Raw genomic sequence first — 15,839 nt, forward strand, 5'->3', positions numbered from 1 at the left:
AATGAGTAGCGTAGATATTCTGGTTCCCGACCTGCCTGAGTCCGTAGCTGACGCAACCGTCGCCACCTGGCACAAAAAACCGGGCGACGCGGTCGTCCGTGACGAAGTTCTGGTCGAAATCGAAACTGACAAAGTGGTACTGGAAGTACCGGCATCAGCGGACGGCATTCTGGATGCAGTGCTGGAAGACGAGGGCGCCACCGTCCTGTCTCGCCAGATCCTTGGCCGCCTGCGCGAAGGCAACAGCGCAGGTAAAGAAAGCAGCGAGAAAGCCGATGCGAAAGCGTCCACTCCGGCGCAGCGTCAGCAGGCCTCTCTGGAAGAGCAGAACAACGACGCGCTGAGCCCGGCGATCCGTCGTCTGCTGGCTGAACACAACCTTGACCCAGCGGCCATCAAAGGCACTGGCGTCGGCGGTCGTCTGACCCGCGAAGACGTTGAGAAACATCTGGCGAAAGCCCCGGCGCCGGCAGAAGCCAAAGCGCCAGCCGCCGCCCCGGCAGCCGCGCCGGCGCCGCAGCTGGGCCACCGTTCGGAAAAACGCGTCCCGATGACCCGTCTGCGTAAACGCGTAGCCGAACGTCTGCTGGAAGCGAAAAACTCTACCGCCATGCTGACGACCTTTAACGAAGTCAACATGAAGCCCATCATGGATCTGCGTAAGCAGTACGGTGAGGCGTTCGAAAAACGTCATGGCATCCGCCTGGGCTTTATGTCCTTCTACGTGAAAGCGGTAGTGGAAGCGCTGAAACGCTATCCGGAAGTGAACGCTTCCATCGATGGCGACGACGTGGTGTACCACAACTACTTCGACGTCAGCATGGCCGTATCCACTCCGCGCGGTCTGGTCACCCCGGTGCTGCGTGACGTCGACCTGCTGGGCATGGCGGATATCGAAAAGAATATCAAAGAGCTGGCAGTGAAAGGCCGCGACGGCAAGCTGACCGTAGACGACCTGACCGGCGGTAACTTCACTATTACCAACGGCGGCGTCTTCGGCTCCCTGATGTCCACGCCGATCATCAACCCACCGCAGAGCGCTATTCTGGGTATGCATGCCATTAAAGACCGTCCGATGGCGGTCAATGGCAAGGTAGAGATCCTGCCGATGATGTACCTGGCGCTCTCCTATGACCACCGTCTGATCGACGGACGTGAATCGGTAGGCTTCCTGGTGGCGATTAAAGAGCTGCTGGAAGATCCGACCCGTCTGCTGCTGGACGTGTAGTCAGCAAGCGTATTACCTACCGTAGGCCGGATAACACGCGTTAGCGCCGTTATCAGGCCTACAGGTTTAAAGATAATTACACCCTGAAGGATGGACTGAACACATGAACTTACATGAATATCAGGCAAAACAACTTTTTGCCCGCTATGGCTTACCGGCGCCGGTGGGTTATGCCTGTACTACTCCGCGTGAAGCAGAAGAAGCCGCTTCAAAAATCGGCGCGGGTCCGTGGGTAGTGAAATGTCAGGTTCACGCTGGTGGCCGCGGCAAAGCGGGCGGTGTGAAAGTAGTTAAGAGCAAAGAAGAGATCCGCGCATTTGCCGAGCACTGGCTGGGCAAACGTCTGGTGACCTATCAAACAGATGCGAACGGCCAGCCGGTTAACCAGATCCTGGTTGAAGCGGCGACCGATATTGACAAAGAGCTGTACCTGGGCGCGGTTGTTGACCGTAGCTCCCGTCGCGTGGTGTTCATGGCGTCTACCGAAGGCGGCGTGGAAATCGAGAAAGTGGCGGAAGAGACCCCGCACCTGATCCACAAGATCGCCATCGATCCGCTGGCGGGCCCGATGCCTTACCAGGGTCGTGAACTGGCGTTCAAACTGGGTCTGGAAGGTAAACAGGTTCAGCAGTTCACCAAGATTTTCATGGGTCTGGCGACCATTTTCCTTGAGCGCGACCTGGCGCTGATCGAGATCAACCCGCTGGTGATCACCAAGCAGGGCGACCTGATCTGCCTCGACGGCAAACTGGGCGCTGACGGCAACGCGCTGTTCCGCCAGCCGGATCTGCGCGAAATGCGCGATCAGTCTCAGGAAGACCCACGTGAAGCGCAGGCGGCGCAGTGGGAACTGAACTACGTCGCGCTGGACGGCAACATCGGCTGCATGGTTAACGGCGCAGGCCTGGCGATGGGTACCATGGACATCGTTAAGCTGCACGGCGGCGAACCGGCTAACTTCCTCGACGTAGGCGGCGGCGCGACCAAAGAGCGCGTGACCGAAGCGTTCAAAATCATCCTCTCTGACGACAACGTTAAAGCGGTGCTGGTTAACATCTTCGGCGGCATCGTGCGTTGCGACCTGATCGCTGACGGCATCATCGGCGCGGTAGCGGAAGTAGGGGTTAACGTTCCGGTTGTTGTACGTCTGGAAGGTAACAACGCCGAACTGGGCGCGAAAAAACTGGCTGACAGCGGCCTGAATATTATTGCAGCGAAAAGTCTGACGGACGCAGCACAGCAGGTTGTTGCCGCAGTGGAGGGGAAATAATGTCAGTTTTAATCAATAAAGATACCAAGGTTATCTGCCAGGGCTTCACCGGTAGCCAGGGGACCTTCCACTCTGAACAAGCGATCGCTTACGGTACGCAAATGGTTGGCGGCGTGACGCCAGGCAAAGGCGGCACCACTCACCTGGGCCTGCCGGTGTTCAACACCGTGCGCGAAGCCGTTGAAGCGACCGGCGCGACCGCGACCGTGATCTACGTTCCGGCGCCGTTCTGCAAAGATTCCATCCTGGAAGCGATCGACGCGGGCATTAAGCTTATCATCACCATCACCGAAGGTATCCCAACGCTGGATATGCTGACCGTGAAGGTGAAGCTGGACGAAGCGGGCGTGCGTATGATCGGCCCGAACTGCCCGGGCGTTATCACTCCGGGCGAGTGCAAAATCGGCATCATGCCGGGTCACATTCACAAGCCGGGTAAAGTGGGCATCGTTTCCCGTTCCGGCACCCTGACCTATGAAGCGGTTAAGCAGACCACCGACTACGGCTTCGGCCAGTCTACCTGCGTCGGTATCGGCGGCGACCCGATCCCGGGCTCCAACTTCATCGATATCCTGAAGATGTTCGAGGAAGATCCGCAGACCGAAGCGATCGTCATGATCGGTGAGATCGGCGGCAGCGCGGAAGAAGAAGCGGCTGCTTATATTAAAGATCATGTCACTAAGCCGGTTGTCGGCTACATCGCGGGCGTTACCGCGCCGAAAGGCAAGCGTATGGGCCACGCGGGCGCTATCATCGCCGGCGGTAAAGGTACAGCGGATGAGAAATTCGCAGCGCTGGAAGCGGCGGGTGTGAAAACTGTTCGCAGCCTGGCCGACATCGGCGAAGCGCTGAAAGCTATTATCAAGTAAACCCTCTCTGCTTGTCCGCAAGCAGAAATCTGTCCGATTTCGACATGGTTGGCCACCGTCAGGTGGCCTTTTTTGTGACCGTTATCCCGTCTCGTCAGAACCGCAGCGCCAACAACGAATTGATTTTCTGCGAAAAGCCCTATCTATCATATTGATTTAATTTATTATTTAATAAGTATTTTCGATGCGCTGTACTGGCTAAAAAATATATCCCGGCTGTACCGTTGGGAAACAAAAGCGGCAGCGAAAAAGCGTGGGGCAGGGGATAAGGAAGAAGATAAAATACTGTGAGCGGTCTAACATTATTCGGAACGGTTCCTTTTTTTTGTTTTTTTTCCACGACGTTAAATAATATTACCTATGATTCTCATATCTCTCTTTTTAGTAACTGGAAAAGCCATAGTTTAAACACTTAATTAACATTAAGTTCACCAATATTCTTTATTGGGCTACATAATTAACACATAGAGTAAAAATTGATTTATATCAATACTTAATCCTTGGAAAAATCCCTCAAAAAACGTTAAATTGTCTCAAGTCAAATTGGCTGAATTCAGCCATCTTCACTATATATTGATCACCGTCGAAAAATGTAAAACTGGAACAATAAAAACATATTTATTGTAAGGTTATTGCGGCGTAATATATTGGGGAATCAATTGGGTTTTTCGTTAACGTATTTGTAACCTTACCCTGGCATGGTTTTACCTTCGATTGAAACCTGCTGTGGACGGGCGACAAATAAATTTGTATTGGGGCATGCGTATGAGCCAGAGCTTCTCGGTTCATTTTCGGAGTCTTCATGCGATGAGCAAGGAGTCATGATGTTAGATATAGTCGAACTGTCGCGCTTACAGTTTGCCTTGACCGCGATGTACCACTTCCTGTTTGTGCCGCTAACGCTCGGTATGGCGTTCCTGCTGGCCATCATGGAAACGGTCTACGTCCTTTCCGGCAAACAGATTTATAAAGATATGACCAAATTCTGGGGCAAGTTGTTTGGTATCAACTTCGCGCTGGGTGTGGCGACCGGTCTGACCATGGAGTTCCAGTTCGGGACTAACTGGTCGTATTACTCACACTACGTGGGCGATATCTTTGGTGCGCCGCTGGCCATTGAAGGTCTGATGGCCTTCTTCCTCGAATCCACCTTTGTAGGTCTGTTCTTCTTCGGTTGGGATCGTCTGGGCAAAGTTCAGCACATGGCCGTCACCTGGCTGGTTGCGCTGGGTTCCAACCTCTCCGCGCTGTGGATCCTTGTCGCCAACGGCTGGATGCAGAACCCTATCGCATCGGACTTCAACTTCGAAACCATGCGTATGGAGATGGTCAGCTTCTCTGAACTGGTGCTCAACCCGGTCGCCCAGGTGAAATTCGTTCACACTGTGGCGTCGGGCTATGTCACCGGCGCGATGTTCATCCTGGCGATTAGCTCCTGGTACATGCTGAAAGGTCGCGACTTCGCCTTTGCCAAGCGCTCCTTTGCCATCGCAGCCAGCTTCGGTATGGCGGCGATCCTCTCCGTTATTGTGCTGGGTGACGAATCCGGTTACGAAATGGGTGACGTGCAGAAAACCAAACTGGCGGCTATCGAAGCAGAGTGGGAAACCCAGCCTGCGCCGGCGGCCTTCACCCTGTTTGGTATTCCCGATCAGAATGCGCAGACCAACCACTTTGCGATCCAGATCCCCTACGCGCTGGGCATCATTGCTACCCGCTCGGTGGACAAGCCGGTTATCGGCCTCAAGGATCTGATGGTTCAGCACGAAGAGCGTATCCGTAACGGCATGAAAGCCTACGCGCTGCTGGAACAGCTGCGCGCCGGTTCAACCGATCAGGCCGTGCGCGACCAGTTCAATAACGTGAAGAAGGACCTCGGTTATGGCCTGCTGTTGAAGCGCTATACCCCGAACGTCGCTGACGCCACGGAAGAGCAGATCGCCAAAGCGACCAAAGATTCCATTCCAAGCGTCGCACCGCTGTACTTCGCCTTCCGTATCATGGTGGCGTGCGGCATCCTGATGCTGCTGATTATAGGCGCCTCCTTCTGGAGCGTGATCCGTAACCGCATCGGCGAGAAAAAATGGCTGCTGCGCGCCGCATTCTACGGCCTGCCGCTGCCGTGGATTGCCGTGGAGTCGGGCTGGTTTGTTGCCGAATACGGCCGTCAGCCGTGGGCGATTGGTGAGGTCCTGCCGACGGCGGTGGCTAACTCATCATTGACCGCGGGCGACCTGATCTTCTCAATGTTGCTGATCTGTGGTCTGTACACGCTGTTCCTGGTGGCTGAACTGTTCCTGATGTTCAAGTTTGCCCGCAAAGGACCTAGCAGCCTGAAAACCGGCCGCTATCACTTTGAACAGTCCTCTGCGGCTATTCAGTCGGCACGCTAAGACAGGAGTCGTCAAATGATCGATTATGAAGTATTGCGTTTTATCTGGTGGCTGCTGATTGGCATTCTGCTGATTGGTTTTGCCGTCGCCGACGGGTTCGACATGGGGGTGGGCATGCTCACCCGCTTCCTCGGCCGCAACGACACCGAGCGTCGGATTATGATCAACGCCATCGCCCCGCACTGGGACGGTAACCAGGTGTGGCTGATCACCGCCGGCGGCGCGCTGTTCGCTGCCTGGCCGATGGTTTACGCCGCGGCGTTCTCTGGCTTCTATGTGGCGATGATTCTGGTGCTGGCCTCGCTGTTCTTCCGTCCGGTCGGTTTTGACTACCGTTCCAAGATCGAGGACACCCGCTGGCGCAACATGTGGGACTGGGGCATCTTCATCGGTAGCTTCGTGCCGCCGCTGGTGATTGGCGTGGCCTTTGGCAACCTGCTGCAGGGCGTGCCGTTCCACGTCGATGAATACCTGCGTCTGTTCTATACCGGTAACTTCTTCCAGTTGCTGAACCCGTTTGGTCTGCTGGCCGGTATCGTCAGCGTGGCGATGATCCTGACTCAGGGCGCCACCTATCTGCAGATGCGTACCGTAGGCGAACTGCACCTGCGTACTCGCACCGTTTCCATGGTGGCGGCGCTGGTGACGCTGGTCTGCTTCGCGCTGGCGGGCGTGTGGGTCTACTACGGCATCGACGGCTATGTGGTGAAATCGGTGATTGACCATACCGGCCCGTCTAACCCGCTGACCAAGGAAGTGGTGCGGGAAGCTGGCGCGTGGATGGTGAACTTTAACAATATGCCAGCGCTGTGGGCGGTGCCTGCCCTGGGCGTGGTGTTGCCGCTGCTGACCGTCGTTTCGACCAAAGCGGATAAAGGTGCCTGGGCATTCCTGTTCTCCTCGCTGACCCTGGCCTGCATCATTCTGACTGCCGGTATCGCGATGTTCCCGTTCATCATGCCGTCCAGCACCATGCTGAACGCCAGCCTGACAATGTGGGACGCGACCTCCAGTCAGCGGACGCTGAACCTGATGACCTACGTGGCGATTGTTTTCGTGCCGATCATTCTGGCCTACACCAGCTGGTGTTACTGGAAGATGTTTGGCCGCATAACGCGCGAAGACATCGAAAAGAATACCCACTCGCTGTACTAAGGTAAGGAGCTATATATGTGGTACTTCGCATGGATTTTGGGAACGCTTCTTGCCTGTGCTTTTGGGGTCATTACCGCGCTGGCGCTTGAGCACGTGGAAGCCACCAAAGCCGGGAAGAAAGAAGAAATCTGATGAAATTTATCGCTACTCTGTACGCGATAATGGACAAGCGCCCGCTCCGGGCGCTTTCCTTATTGATGGCGCTGCTGCTGGCTGGCTGCATTTTCTGGGATCCGTCGCGCTTTGCGGCGAAGACCAGCGAGCTGGAAATCTGGCATGGTTTCTTGCTGATGTGGGCGGTTTGCAGCGGCGTTATTCACGGCGTGGGCTTTCGCCCGCGTGCCGTTCACTGGCAGGGGATTTTTTGTCCGCTTATCGCTGATATCGTGCTCGCTTTAGGTCTCTTCTTTTTCTTCTTTTGAATAAGAGATCTCTGTTAATGCTATGGGCTTGCATAAGCCCATAAAAATTTACGCCCCGTTTACTTTCCCCCATTCCAAAGCACCTTTCCCGCGCGTATAGTAGCGAAGTTTGAAAGCTCTAACCTTTTTTTGCATTACCGGGATGTAAAGTGAATACAACGCTGTTTCGATGGCCGGTTCGGGTCTACTACGAAGATACCGATGCCGGTGGTGTGGTTTACCACGCCAGTTACGTCGCTTTTTATGAAAGAGCACGCACAGAGATGCTGCGCCACCATCACTTTAGTCAACAGGTGCTGTTGGCTGAACGCGTTGCCTTCGTGGTTCGCAAAATGACGCTGGAGTATTTTGCCCCCGCCAGACTCGACGACATGCTCGAAGTCCAGACGGAAATTACCTCGATGCGCGGCACCTCTTTGGTTTTCACGCAGCGAATCGTCAACGCCGAGAATACAGTGTTAAACGAAGCTGAGGTTCTCATTGTGTGCGTTGATCCACTCTTAATGAAGCCACGTGCGCTTCCCAAGTCTATTGTCGCGGAGTTTAAGCAGTGACTGACATGAATATCCTTGATTTGTTCCTGAAGGCGAGCCTTCTGGTAAAACTTATCATGTTGATTTTGATTGGTTTTTCTATCGCTTCCTGGGCTATCATTATTCAGAGAACGCGTATCCTTAACTCGGCCGCGCGTGAAGCTGAAGCGTTCGAGGACAAATTCTGGTCCGGGATCGAGCTCTCTCGTCTGTACCAGGAGAGCCAGGGGCGTCGCGATAACCTGACCGGTTCGGAACAAATCTTCTACAGCGGTTTCAAAGAGTTTGCACGCCTGCATCGGGCTAACAGCCATGCGCCGGAAGCGATTGTCGAAGGGGCATCGCGCGCGATGCGTATTTCGATGAACCGCGAACTGGAAACGCTGGAGACCCATATTCCGTTCCTCGGCACCGTAGGCTCGATCAGCCCGTATATCGGTCTGTTCGGTACCGTCTGGGGGATTATGCACGCCTTTATCGCCCTTGGCGCGGTGAAGCAGGCCACCCTGCAGATGGTGGCGCCAGGTATCGCCGAAGCGCTGATCGCCACCGCGATTGGTCTGTTCGCCGCAATCCCGGCGGTCATGGCGTATAACCGCCTGAACCAGCGCGTGAACAAGCTTGAACTGAATTACGACAACTTTATGGAAGAGTTCACCGCTATTCTGCACCGTCAGGCCTTTACCACCAGCGAAAGCAATAAGGGGTAAGCCATGGCCAGAGCACGTGGACGCGGACGTCGCGAACTGAAGTCCGAGATCAACATCGTTCCGCTGCTGGATGTCCTGCTGGTGCTGCTGCTGATCTTTATGGCAACGGCGCCGATCATTACGCAGAGCGTGGAAGTCGATCTGCCGGACGCCACGGAATCGCAAGCGGTGAAAAGCAATGACGATCCGCCGGTGATTGTGGAAGTCTCCGGGGTAGGGCAGTACAGCGTGAAGGTGGGGCAGGAGACGCTGTCCCAGCTGCCGCCGGAGCAGGTAATTGCCGAAGCGAAGCGTCGTCTTGAAGCCAATGAAAAAACGGTATTCCTGATCGGCGGTGCGAAAGACGTCCCTTACGATGAAATTATTAAAGCGCTGAACCTGTTGCATAGTGCAGGGGTTAAATCGGTCGGCTTGATGACCAAACCTATTTAATCGCTTCAGGTAGGTGCGTCCGCGCGGCGTCCGGTGGCGGGTATCGCTCGTCGTCGGTGCGCATCGCGGATACAGGCGAACAGCTTTTGGGAACCGATAGTGTCAAAGGCAACCGAACAAAACGACAAGCTTAAACGAGCGATCATCATTTCAGTCGCGCTGCACATCATTCTGATCGCGCTGCTGATCTGGAGTTCGTTTGACGAGCATCTGGATGCCTCTGCCGGCGGCGGCGGATCGTCGATTGATGCCGTCATGGTCGATCCGGGGGCGGTGGTAAATAACTATAACCGTCAGCAACAGCAGCAGGCCAGCGCACGTCGCGCCGCTGAACAGCGTGAAAAACAGGCGCAGCAGCAGGCGGAAGAGTTACGTGAGAAACAGGCGGCGGAACAGGAACGGCTGAAACAGCTCGAACAGGAGCGGCTGCAGGCGCAGGAAGCGGCGAAAGAAGCGAAGGAGCAGCAGAAGCAGGCTGAAGAAGCGGCTGCCAAGGCCGCCGCGGCGGCAAAAGCCAAAGCGGACGCACAGGCAAAAGAAGCGCAGGAAGCCGCTGCCAAAGCGGCCGCCGAGGCGAAAGCGAAGGCGGATGCCCAGGCGAAAGCGGCAGAACAGGCGGCGGCCAAGGCGGCTGCTGACGCGAAGAAGCAGGCCGAAGCCGCTGCAGCGAAAGCCGCTGCCGAGGCGAAGAAACAGGCGGAAGCTGAAGCGGCGAAAGCTGCGGCCGAGGCGCAGAAGAAAGCGGAAGCGGCGGCTGCGAAGAAAGCGCAACAGGAAGCGGAGAAAAAAGCCCAGCAGGAAGCGGCTAAGCAGGCGGCAGCTGAAAAAGCGGCTGCCGAAAAAGCCGCTGAGAAAGCAGCCGCGCAAAAAGCGGCCGCTGAGAAGGCCGCCGCCGAGAAAGCCGCAGCCGCTGAAAAAGCGGCGGCAGCGAAAGCGGCTGCAGCAGAGAAGGCTGCAGCTGATAAAGCGGCCAAGGCGGCAGCAGCAAAAGCCGCGGCGGCGAAGAAAGCGGCGGCTGCGAAAGAAGCGGACGGCGTTGACAACCTGCTCGGCGATCTGAGTTCTGGTAAGAATGCGCCTAAAACAGGCGGTGGGGCCAAAGGAAACAATGCCTCCGCTGCCGGGAGTGGTAATACTAAAAACAGTGCCTCAGGGGCTGATATCAACAACTATGCCGGACAGATAAAATCGGCGATTGAAAGTAAGTTTTATGACGCATCGTCCTATGCGGGCAAAACATGTACCTTGCGTATCAAACTTGCTCCTGACGGTCTGTTGTTAAATATACAGTCCGAAGGTGGTGATCCTGCTCTGTGCCAGGCCGCTCTTGCCGCAGCCCGACAGGCTAAGTTTCCGAAACCACCTAGCCAGGCAGTATATGAAGTCTTCAAAAATGCGCCACTGGACTTCAAACCTCAGTGACATTTTTCCCCGTGCAAACGGGGAAAAACAATCTATGGTAGTCACAGGGTTTTGGTAGTTTTGTATATTTGAGTTTGTTAACATTCTGCTAAATTATCGTGGGCTTTCCGCCCGGATAAGGGAGATATGATGAAGCAGGCATTACGAGTAGCATTTGGTTTTTTAATGCTGTGGGCGGCGGTGCTGCACGCAGAAGTACGTATCGAGATCACCCAGGGGGTGGACTCGGCGCGCCCTATCGGCGTGGTACCGTTCCAGTGGGCCGGCCAGGGCGCTGCGCCGGAAGATGTCGGTGGTATCGTGGCAGCTGACCTGCGCAACAGCGGTAAATTCAATCCGCTGGATCGCTCTCGTCTGCCGCAGCAGCCGACTAGTGCCCAGGAAGTGCAGCCTGCTGCCTGGTCTGCGCTGGGTATTGACGCCGTAGTCGTCGGCCAGGTCACGCAAAATCCGGATGGTTCTTATCAGGTTGCGTATCAACTGGTGGACACCGGCGGAGCGCCGGGCACAACGCTGGCGCAAGGTTCTTTTAAAGTCACTAAGCAGTACCTGCGCTATGCGGCGCACGCGGCCAGCGACGCGGTATTTGAGAAGCTGACCGGCATCAAGGGCGCCTTCCGTACCCGTATCGCCTACGTGGTGCAGAAAAACGGCGGCCAGTACCCTTACGAACTGCGCGTGTCCGACTACGATGGTTACAACCAGTTCCTGGTTCACCGTTCCTCCCAGCCGCTGATGTCCCCGGCCTGGTCTCCGGACGGTTCTAAACTGGCCTACGTTACCTTTGAAAGCGGTCGTTCTGCGCTGGTGGTTCAGACCCTGGCGAACGCCTCTGTGCGTCAGATCGCCTCCTTCCCGCAGCACAACGGCGCCCCGGCGTTCTCACCGGATGGTTCTAAACTGGCGTTCGCGCTGTCGAAAACCGGTAGCCTGAACCTGTACGTAATGGATCTGGGATCGGGTCAGATTCGTCAGGTGACCAACGGTCGCAGCAACAACACCGAACCAAGCTGGTTCCCGGACAGCCAGAATCTGGCCTTCACTTCTGACCAGGCAGGTCGTCCGCAGGTATATAAAGTCAACATTAATGGCGGCACGCCGCAGCGTATCACCTGGGAAGGTTCTCAGAACCAGGACGCCGACGTGAGCGCGGATGGTAAAACCATGGTAATGGTCAGCTCGGCCGGCGGTCAGCAGCACATTGCCAAACAAGATCTGGAAACGGGTGGTGTACAGGTTCTGTCATCAACGTTTTTAGACGAAACGCCAAGTCTGGCACCTAACGGCACTATGGTAATCTACAGCTCTTCTCAGGGGATGGGATCCGTGCTGAATCTGGTTTCTACAGATGGGCGTTTCAAAGCGCGTCTTCCGGCAACTGATGGACAGGTAAAATCGCCTGCCTGGTCGCCGTATCTGTGATAATAAATAATTGATTATTAAAGGAATCAAAGAAATGCAACTGAACAAAGTGCTGAAAGGGCTGATGATCGCTCTGCCGGTTATGGCAATCGCGGCATGTTCTTCTAACAAGAACGCCAGCAACGACCAGAGCGGTGAAGGCATGCTGGGTGCCGGCACTGGTATGGACGCTAACGGTAACGGCGGCAACATGTCTTCTGAAGAGCAAGCTCGTCTGCAGATGCAGCAGCTGCAGCAGAACAACATCGTTTACTTCGATCTCGACAAGTACGATATCCGTTCTGACTTCGCTGCTATGCTGGACGCGCACGCTAACTTCCTGCGCAGCAACCCGTCCTACAAAGTGACTGTAGAAGGTCACGCGGATGAGCGCGGTACGCCGGAATACAACATCGCTCTGGGTGAGCGTCGTGCTAACGCCGTTAAGATGTATCTGCAGGGCAAAGGTGTTTCTGCCGATCAGATCTCCATCGTTTCTTACGGTAAAGAAAAACCAGCAGTACTGGGTCATGACGAAGCGGCATATGCCAAAAACCGTCGCGCCGTACTGGTTTACTAAGAGAATTGCATGAGCAGTAACTTCAGACATCATTTATTGAGTCTGTCGTTACTGGTTGGCATAGCGGCCCCCTGGGCCGCTTTTGCTCAGGCGCCAATCAGTAGTGTCGGCTCAGGCTCGGTCGAAGACCGCGTCACTCAACTCGAGCGTATTTCCAATGCTCACAGCCAGCTTTTAACCCAACTCCAGCAACAACTCTCTGATAACCAGACTGACATTGATTCTCTCCGCGGGCAGATCCAGGAGAACCAGTACCAGCTGAATCAGATCGTTGAGCGCCAGAAACAGATTCTGCTGCAGATAGATAGTTTGAGCAGCGGTGGCGGCGCAGCATCAGGTGCGCAGGCTCCGTCGTCTTCTGGCGATCAGAGCGCGGCTGCCACCAGCGCAGCGCCAGCGGCCACCTCAGGCGCCCCGGCGATGACCGGCGATGCGAACACCGATTATAATGCCGCTATTGCCCTGGTGAAGGATGCCTCACGCCAGGATGACGCGATGGTGGCGTTTCAAAACTTCGTCAAAAAGTACCCGGATTCAACCTACCAGCCAAACGCTAACTACTGGCTCGGGCAGTTGAACTACAATAAGGGGAGAAAAGACGACGCGGCGTTTTACTTCGCTTCGGTGGTGAAGAACTACCCGAAATCGCCAAAAGCGCCTGACGCGATGTTTAAAGTCGGCGTGATCATGCAGGACAAAGGTGATACCGCGAAAGCGAAAGCGGTTTACCAGCAGGTGATCAATAAATTCCCCGGCACCGACGGTGCGAAACAAGCGCAAAAACGACTTAATGCTCTTGGTTGATTACGGCATGACCAGAAATCGCGTTATTTCTGGTCTTGTCGCCTGAATCGCCAGCAGTTAAGTGATCTTTATCGAAATTTTAGTTGCGCTGAATTCTGAAATCAGTAATATATGCCGCCGTTGCCAAGGGATATCAAACAAGCCCAAAGCAATGCCAGAGTGGGTCGTTAGCTCAGTTGGTAGAGCAGTTGACTTTTAATCAATTGGTCGCAGGTTCGAATCCTGCACGACCCACCAATCGTTCTGGTGGAACGCGATAGTAAAACGTGAAGGATAACGTTGCGTCAGCAACGGCCCGTAGGGCGAGGCGAAGCCGAGTCATCCTGCACGACCCACCGCTTAGTAGTATCCAGCGTAGTATCGGGTGATTAGCTCAGCTGGGAGAGCACCTCCCTTACAAGGAGGGGGTCGGCGGTTCGATCCCGTCATCACCCACCACCGGGTCGTTAGCTCAGTTGGTAGAGCAGTTGACTTTTAATCAATTGGTCGCAGGTTCGAATCCTGCACGACCCACCATCTTTAACATCGAACGTCGGTGTTAAACGTGAAGGATAACGTTGCTTCAGCTACGGCCCGAAGGGCGAGCGAAGCGAGTCATCCTGCACTCCAATCATTTTTATGATGGGGTAGGTGGACGCAGTATCGGTAGTATCCAGCGCAGTTTCGGGTGATTAGCTCAGCTGGGAGAGCACCTCCCTTACAAGGAGGGGGTCGGCGGTTCGATCCCGTCATCACCCACCACTCGGGTCGTTAGCTCAGTTGGTAGAGCAGTTGACTTTTAATCAATTGGTCGCAGGTTCGAATCCTGCACGACCCACCAATTTCAGCATTTAACTCAGATGCTGAACGTGAAGGATAACGTTGCGTCAGCAACGGCCCGAAGGGCGAGGCAAAGCCGAGTCATCCTGCACGACCTACCAATTTCTGAATTGGTGTCGAGTGAAATTATTCAGGTAGTACCAGAGCGGGTCGTTAGCTCAGTTGGTAGAGCAGTTGACTTTTAATCAATTGGTCGCAGGTTCGAATCCTGCACGACCCACCAATTTCAGTATTTAACTCAGATGCTGAACGTGAAGGATAACGTTGCGACAGCAACGGCCCGAAGGGCGAGGCGAAGTCGAGTCATCCTGCACGACCCACCATCCTGAATGATGGCAGCAGTAAAATCCCGCAAGGGGTCGTTAGCTCAGTTGGTAGAGCAGTTGACTTTTAATCAATTGGTCGCAGGTTCGAATCCTGCACGACCCACCAATGTAAAAAGGCGCCCTAAAGGCGCCTTTTTGCTATCTGCATTTCCCTGCCACTCATCAATGTTAATAATTTCTTAATTCATCATTTTCCCACGGTCACGCTGCGCTTACCGTGCCTGCACAGGATACGAACCGGTCGTTCGGGCAGATGCGCAGCACCGTCCCCGGGAAAAGGGTCTGATGTACAAAATTCATCACGACTTTTAGCTCGTAATCGGCTATCTTGTTTAGCATATAAAACACCATGACCGTGTTAAGCCGCCGACAGGCCATACTGACGGTTGTAGAGTTAAGCCAGTAAAACGAGATTGCATGATGAGCGTAATGTTTGATCCTGAAACGGCGATTTATCCTTTCCCTGCTAAACCGCAGCCGCTGACCGTCGACGAAAAGCAGTTTTACCGCGAAAAAATCAAGCGCCTGCTGCGCGAGCGCGATGCCGTGATGGTGGCGCATTACTACACCGATCCTGAAATTCAACAGCTGGCGGAAGAGACCGGCGGCTGTATCGCCGACTCGCTGGAGATGGCGCGCTTTGGCGCCCGCCATTCGGCCTCCACGCTGCTGGTCGCCGGAGTGCGTTTTATGGGGGAAACAGCCAAAATCCTCAGCCCGGAAAAGACCATTTTGATGCCGACCCTGAACGCCGAGTGTTCATTGGATCTGGGCTGTCCGATTGAGGAATTCAACGCCTTTTGCGACGCCCATCCTGACCGCACCGTCGTGGTCTATGCCAATACGTCCGCCGCGGTGAAGGCCCGCGCCGACTGGGTGGTGACCTCCAGCATCGCCGTGGAACTCATTGACCATCTGGATAGTCTTGGTCAAAAGATCCTCTGGGCGCCGGACCGCCACCTTGGGCGTTACGTTCAGCGTCAGACCGGCGCAGACGTGCTGTGCTGGCAGGGGGCGTGCATCGTGCACGACGAGTTTAAAACCCAGGCGTTGATGCGGATGAAGGCTCTGCATCCCGAAGCCGCCGTGCTGGTCCATCCCGAGTCGCCGCAGGCGATCGTTGAGATGGCCGATGCCGTAGGCTCCACCAGCCAGCTGATTGCGGCGGCGAAAAGCCTGCCCCAGCGCCAGCTGATCGTGGCCACCGATCGCGGTATTTTCTATAAAATGCAGCAGGCGGTGCCGGAGAAAACGCTGCTGGAAGCGCCCACCGCCGGCGAAGGAGCGACCTGTCGCAGCTGCGCGCATTGTCCGTGGATGGCGATGAATGGCCTGAAAGCCATTGCCGAGGGTCTCGAGCAGGGCGGCGCTGAACATGAAATCCATGTCGACGAAGCGCTGCGAACCGGCGCATTAATTCCCCTTAACCGGATGCTGGATTTTGCGGCTACACTACGGGGATAACCTATTGTCGC

At 55.2% G+C, this 15,839-nt stretch carries 17 protein-coding genes and 7 tRNA genes; 22 read left to right on the forward strand and 2 right to left on the reverse strand.

Annotation, left to right across the window (positions count from 1 at the left end; genetic code table 11):
* The first annotated feature begins 1 nt into the window (after nt 1).
* The 8 genes from KPHS_15700 to KPHS_15770 all read left to right on the forward strand — a co-directional run bounded on the left by KPHS_15700 (nt 2) and on the right by KPHS_15770 (nt 7,337).
* Nucleotides 2–1,228, forward strand: coding sequence for a dihydrolipoamide acetyltransferase (locus KPHS_15700; RefSeq protein ID YP_005225870.1), 1,227 nt, complete (start codon nt 2–4; stop codon nt 1,226–1,228).
* Between the two features lie 103 nt (nt 1,229–1,331).
* Nucleotides 1,332–2,498, forward strand: a complete 1,167-nt coding sequence (locus KPHS_15710; protein YP_005225871.1) for a succinyl-CoA synthetase subunit beta — start codon at nt 1,332–1,334, stop codon at nt 2,496–2,498.
* The gene (locus tag KPHS_15720; RefSeq protein YP_005225872.1) at nt 2,498–3,367 is read left to right on the forward strand and encodes a succinyl-CoA synthetase subunit alpha; all 870 of its coding nucleotides are present in this window, start codon (nt 2,498–2,500) and stop codon (nt 3,365–3,367) included. The genes KPHS_15710 and KPHS_15720 overlap by 1 nt, the downstream gene beginning before the upstream one ends.
* An 11-nt stretch (nt 3,368–3,378) precedes the next feature.
* Nucleotides 3,379–3,522 carry a hypothetical protein gene (locus KPHS_15730; RefSeq protein YP_005225873.1) on the forward strand — a complete coding sequence of 48 codons (144 nt, stop codon included), beginning with the start codon at nt 3,379–3,381 and terminating at the stop codon, nt 3,520–3,522.
* Nucleotides 3,523–4,191: 669 nt separating this feature from the next.
* The gene (locus tag KPHS_15740) at nt 4,192–5,760 is read left to right on the forward strand and encodes a cytochrome d terminal oxidase, polypeptide subunit I (RefSeq protein ID YP_005225874.1); all 1,569 of its coding nucleotides are present in this window, start codon (nt 4,192–4,194) and stop codon (nt 5,758–5,760) included.
* Between the two features lie 15 nt (nt 5,761–5,775).
* Entirely contained in the window at nt 5,776–6,915 is a 1,140-nt protein-coding gene (locus KPHS_15750; protein ID YP_005225875.1) for a cytochrome d terminal oxidase polypeptide subunit II, read from the forward strand.
* Between the two features lie 15 nt (nt 6,916–6,930).
* On the forward strand, nt 6,931–7,047 hold the full coding sequence (locus KPHS_15760; RefSeq protein YP_005225876.1) for a riboflavin synthase subunit beta: 117 nt from the start codon (nt 6,931–6,933) through the stop codon (nt 7,045–7,047).
* On the forward strand, nt 7,047–7,337 hold the full coding sequence (locus tag KPHS_15770) for a cyd operon protein YbgE (RefSeq protein ID YP_005225877.1): 291 nt from the start codon (nt 7,047–7,049) through the stop codon (nt 7,335–7,337). The genes KPHS_15760 and KPHS_15770 overlap by 1 nt, the downstream gene beginning before the upstream one ends.
* Before the next feature lie 286 nt (nt 7,338–7,623).
* On the opposite strand, the gene KPHS_15800 is transcribed toward KPHS_15770, so the two are convergent.
* Nucleotides 7,624–7,818, reverse strand: coding sequence for a hypothetical protein (locus tag KPHS_15800; protein YP_005225878.1), 195 nt, complete (start codon nt 7,816–7,818; stop codon nt 7,624–7,626).
* 69 nt (nt 7,819–7,887) lie between these two features.
* Between KPHS_15800 and KPHS_15780 the strand changes: the two genes are divergently transcribed.
* From KPHS_15780 to KPHS_t00350, 13 genes are all read left to right on the forward strand, one after another.
* Nucleotides 7,888–8,580 carry a protein TolQ gene (locus KPHS_15780; protein YP_005225879.1) on the forward strand — a complete coding sequence of 231 codons (693 nt, stop codon included), beginning with the start codon at nt 7,888–7,890 and terminating at the stop codon, nt 8,578–8,580.
* Between the two features lie 3 nt (nt 8,581–8,583).
* Entirely contained in the window at nt 8,584–9,012 is a 429-nt protein-coding gene (locus tag KPHS_15790; protein YP_005225880.1) for a colicin uptake protein TolR, read from the forward strand.
* A 99-nt stretch (nt 9,013–9,111) separates the two neighbouring features.
* Nucleotides 9,112–10,434, forward strand: coding sequence for a TolA colicin import membrane protein (locus tag KPHS_15810; RefSeq protein ID YP_005225881.1), 1,323 nt, complete (start codon nt 9,112–9,114; stop codon nt 10,432–10,434).
* Nucleotides 10,435–10,563: 129 nt separating this feature from the next.
* Nucleotides 10,564–11,856 (forward strand): translocation protein TolB precursor, encoded by a 1,293-nt coding sequence (locus KPHS_15820; RefSeq protein YP_005225882.1) that lies wholly within the window; start codon nt 10,564–10,566, stop codon nt 11,854–11,856.
* A gap of 34 nt (nt 11,857–11,890) precedes the next feature.
* The gene (locus KPHS_15830) at nt 11,891–12,415 is read left to right on the forward strand and encodes a peptidoglycan-associated lipoprotein (RefSeq protein YP_005225883.1); all 525 of its coding nucleotides are present in this window, start codon (nt 11,891–11,893) and stop codon (nt 12,413–12,415) included.
* A gap of 9 nt (nt 12,416–12,424) precedes the next feature.
* A complete protein-coding gene (locus KPHS_15840; RefSeq protein YP_005225884.1) occupies nt 12,425–13,219 on the forward strand; it encodes a tol-pal system protein YbgF in 795 nt (264 codons plus the stop codon).
* A gap of 161 nt (nt 13,220–13,380) precedes the next feature.
* Nucleotides 13,381–13,456 (forward strand) — tRNA-Lys (locus KPHS_t00290).
* A gap of 125 nt (nt 13,457–13,581) precedes the next feature.
* Nucleotides 13,582–13,657 (forward strand) — tRNA-Val (locus KPHS_t00300).
* A gap of 2 nt (nt 13,658–13,659) precedes the next feature.
* A tRNA-Lys gene (locus KPHS_t00310) sits at nt 13,660–13,735 on the forward strand.
* Nucleotides 13,736–13,884: 149 nt separating this feature from the next.
* Nucleotides 13,885–13,960, forward strand: a tRNA-Val gene (locus KPHS_t00320).
* Nucleotides 13,961–13,963: 3 nt separating this feature from the next.
* A tRNA-Lys gene (locus tag KPHS_t00330) sits at nt 13,964–14,039 on the forward strand.
* A gap of 146 nt (nt 14,040–14,185) precedes the next feature.
* Nucleotides 14,186–14,261, forward strand: a tRNA-Lys gene (locus KPHS_t00340).
* A gap of 133 nt (nt 14,262–14,394) precedes the next feature.
* Nucleotides 14,395–14,470: transfer RNA gene (locus KPHS_t00350), tRNA-Lys, on the forward strand.
* Nucleotides 14,471–14,565: 95 nt separating this feature from the next.
* On the opposite strand, the gene KPHS_15850 is transcribed toward KPHS_t00350, so the two are convergent.
* Nucleotides 14,566–14,715, reverse strand: coding sequence for a hypothetical protein (locus KPHS_15850; protein ID YP_005225885.1), 150 nt, complete (start codon nt 14,713–14,715; stop codon nt 14,566–14,568).
* A gap of 66 nt (nt 14,716–14,781) precedes the next feature.
* Between KPHS_15850 and KPHS_15860 the strand changes: the two genes are divergently transcribed.
* Nucleotides 14,782–15,828 carry a quinolinate synthetase gene (locus KPHS_15860; protein ID YP_005225886.1) on the forward strand — a complete coding sequence of 349 codons (1,047 nt, stop codon included), beginning with the start codon at nt 14,782–14,784 and terminating at the stop codon, nt 15,826–15,828.
* The last annotated feature ends 11 nt before the right edge of the window (nt 15,829–15,839 follow it).

It is taken from the genome of Klebsiella pneumoniae subsp. pneumoniae HS11286, assembly GCF_000240185.1.
Lineage (GTDB): Bacteria > Pseudomonadota > Gammaproteobacteria > Enterobacterales > Enterobacteriaceae > Klebsiella > Klebsiella pneumoniae.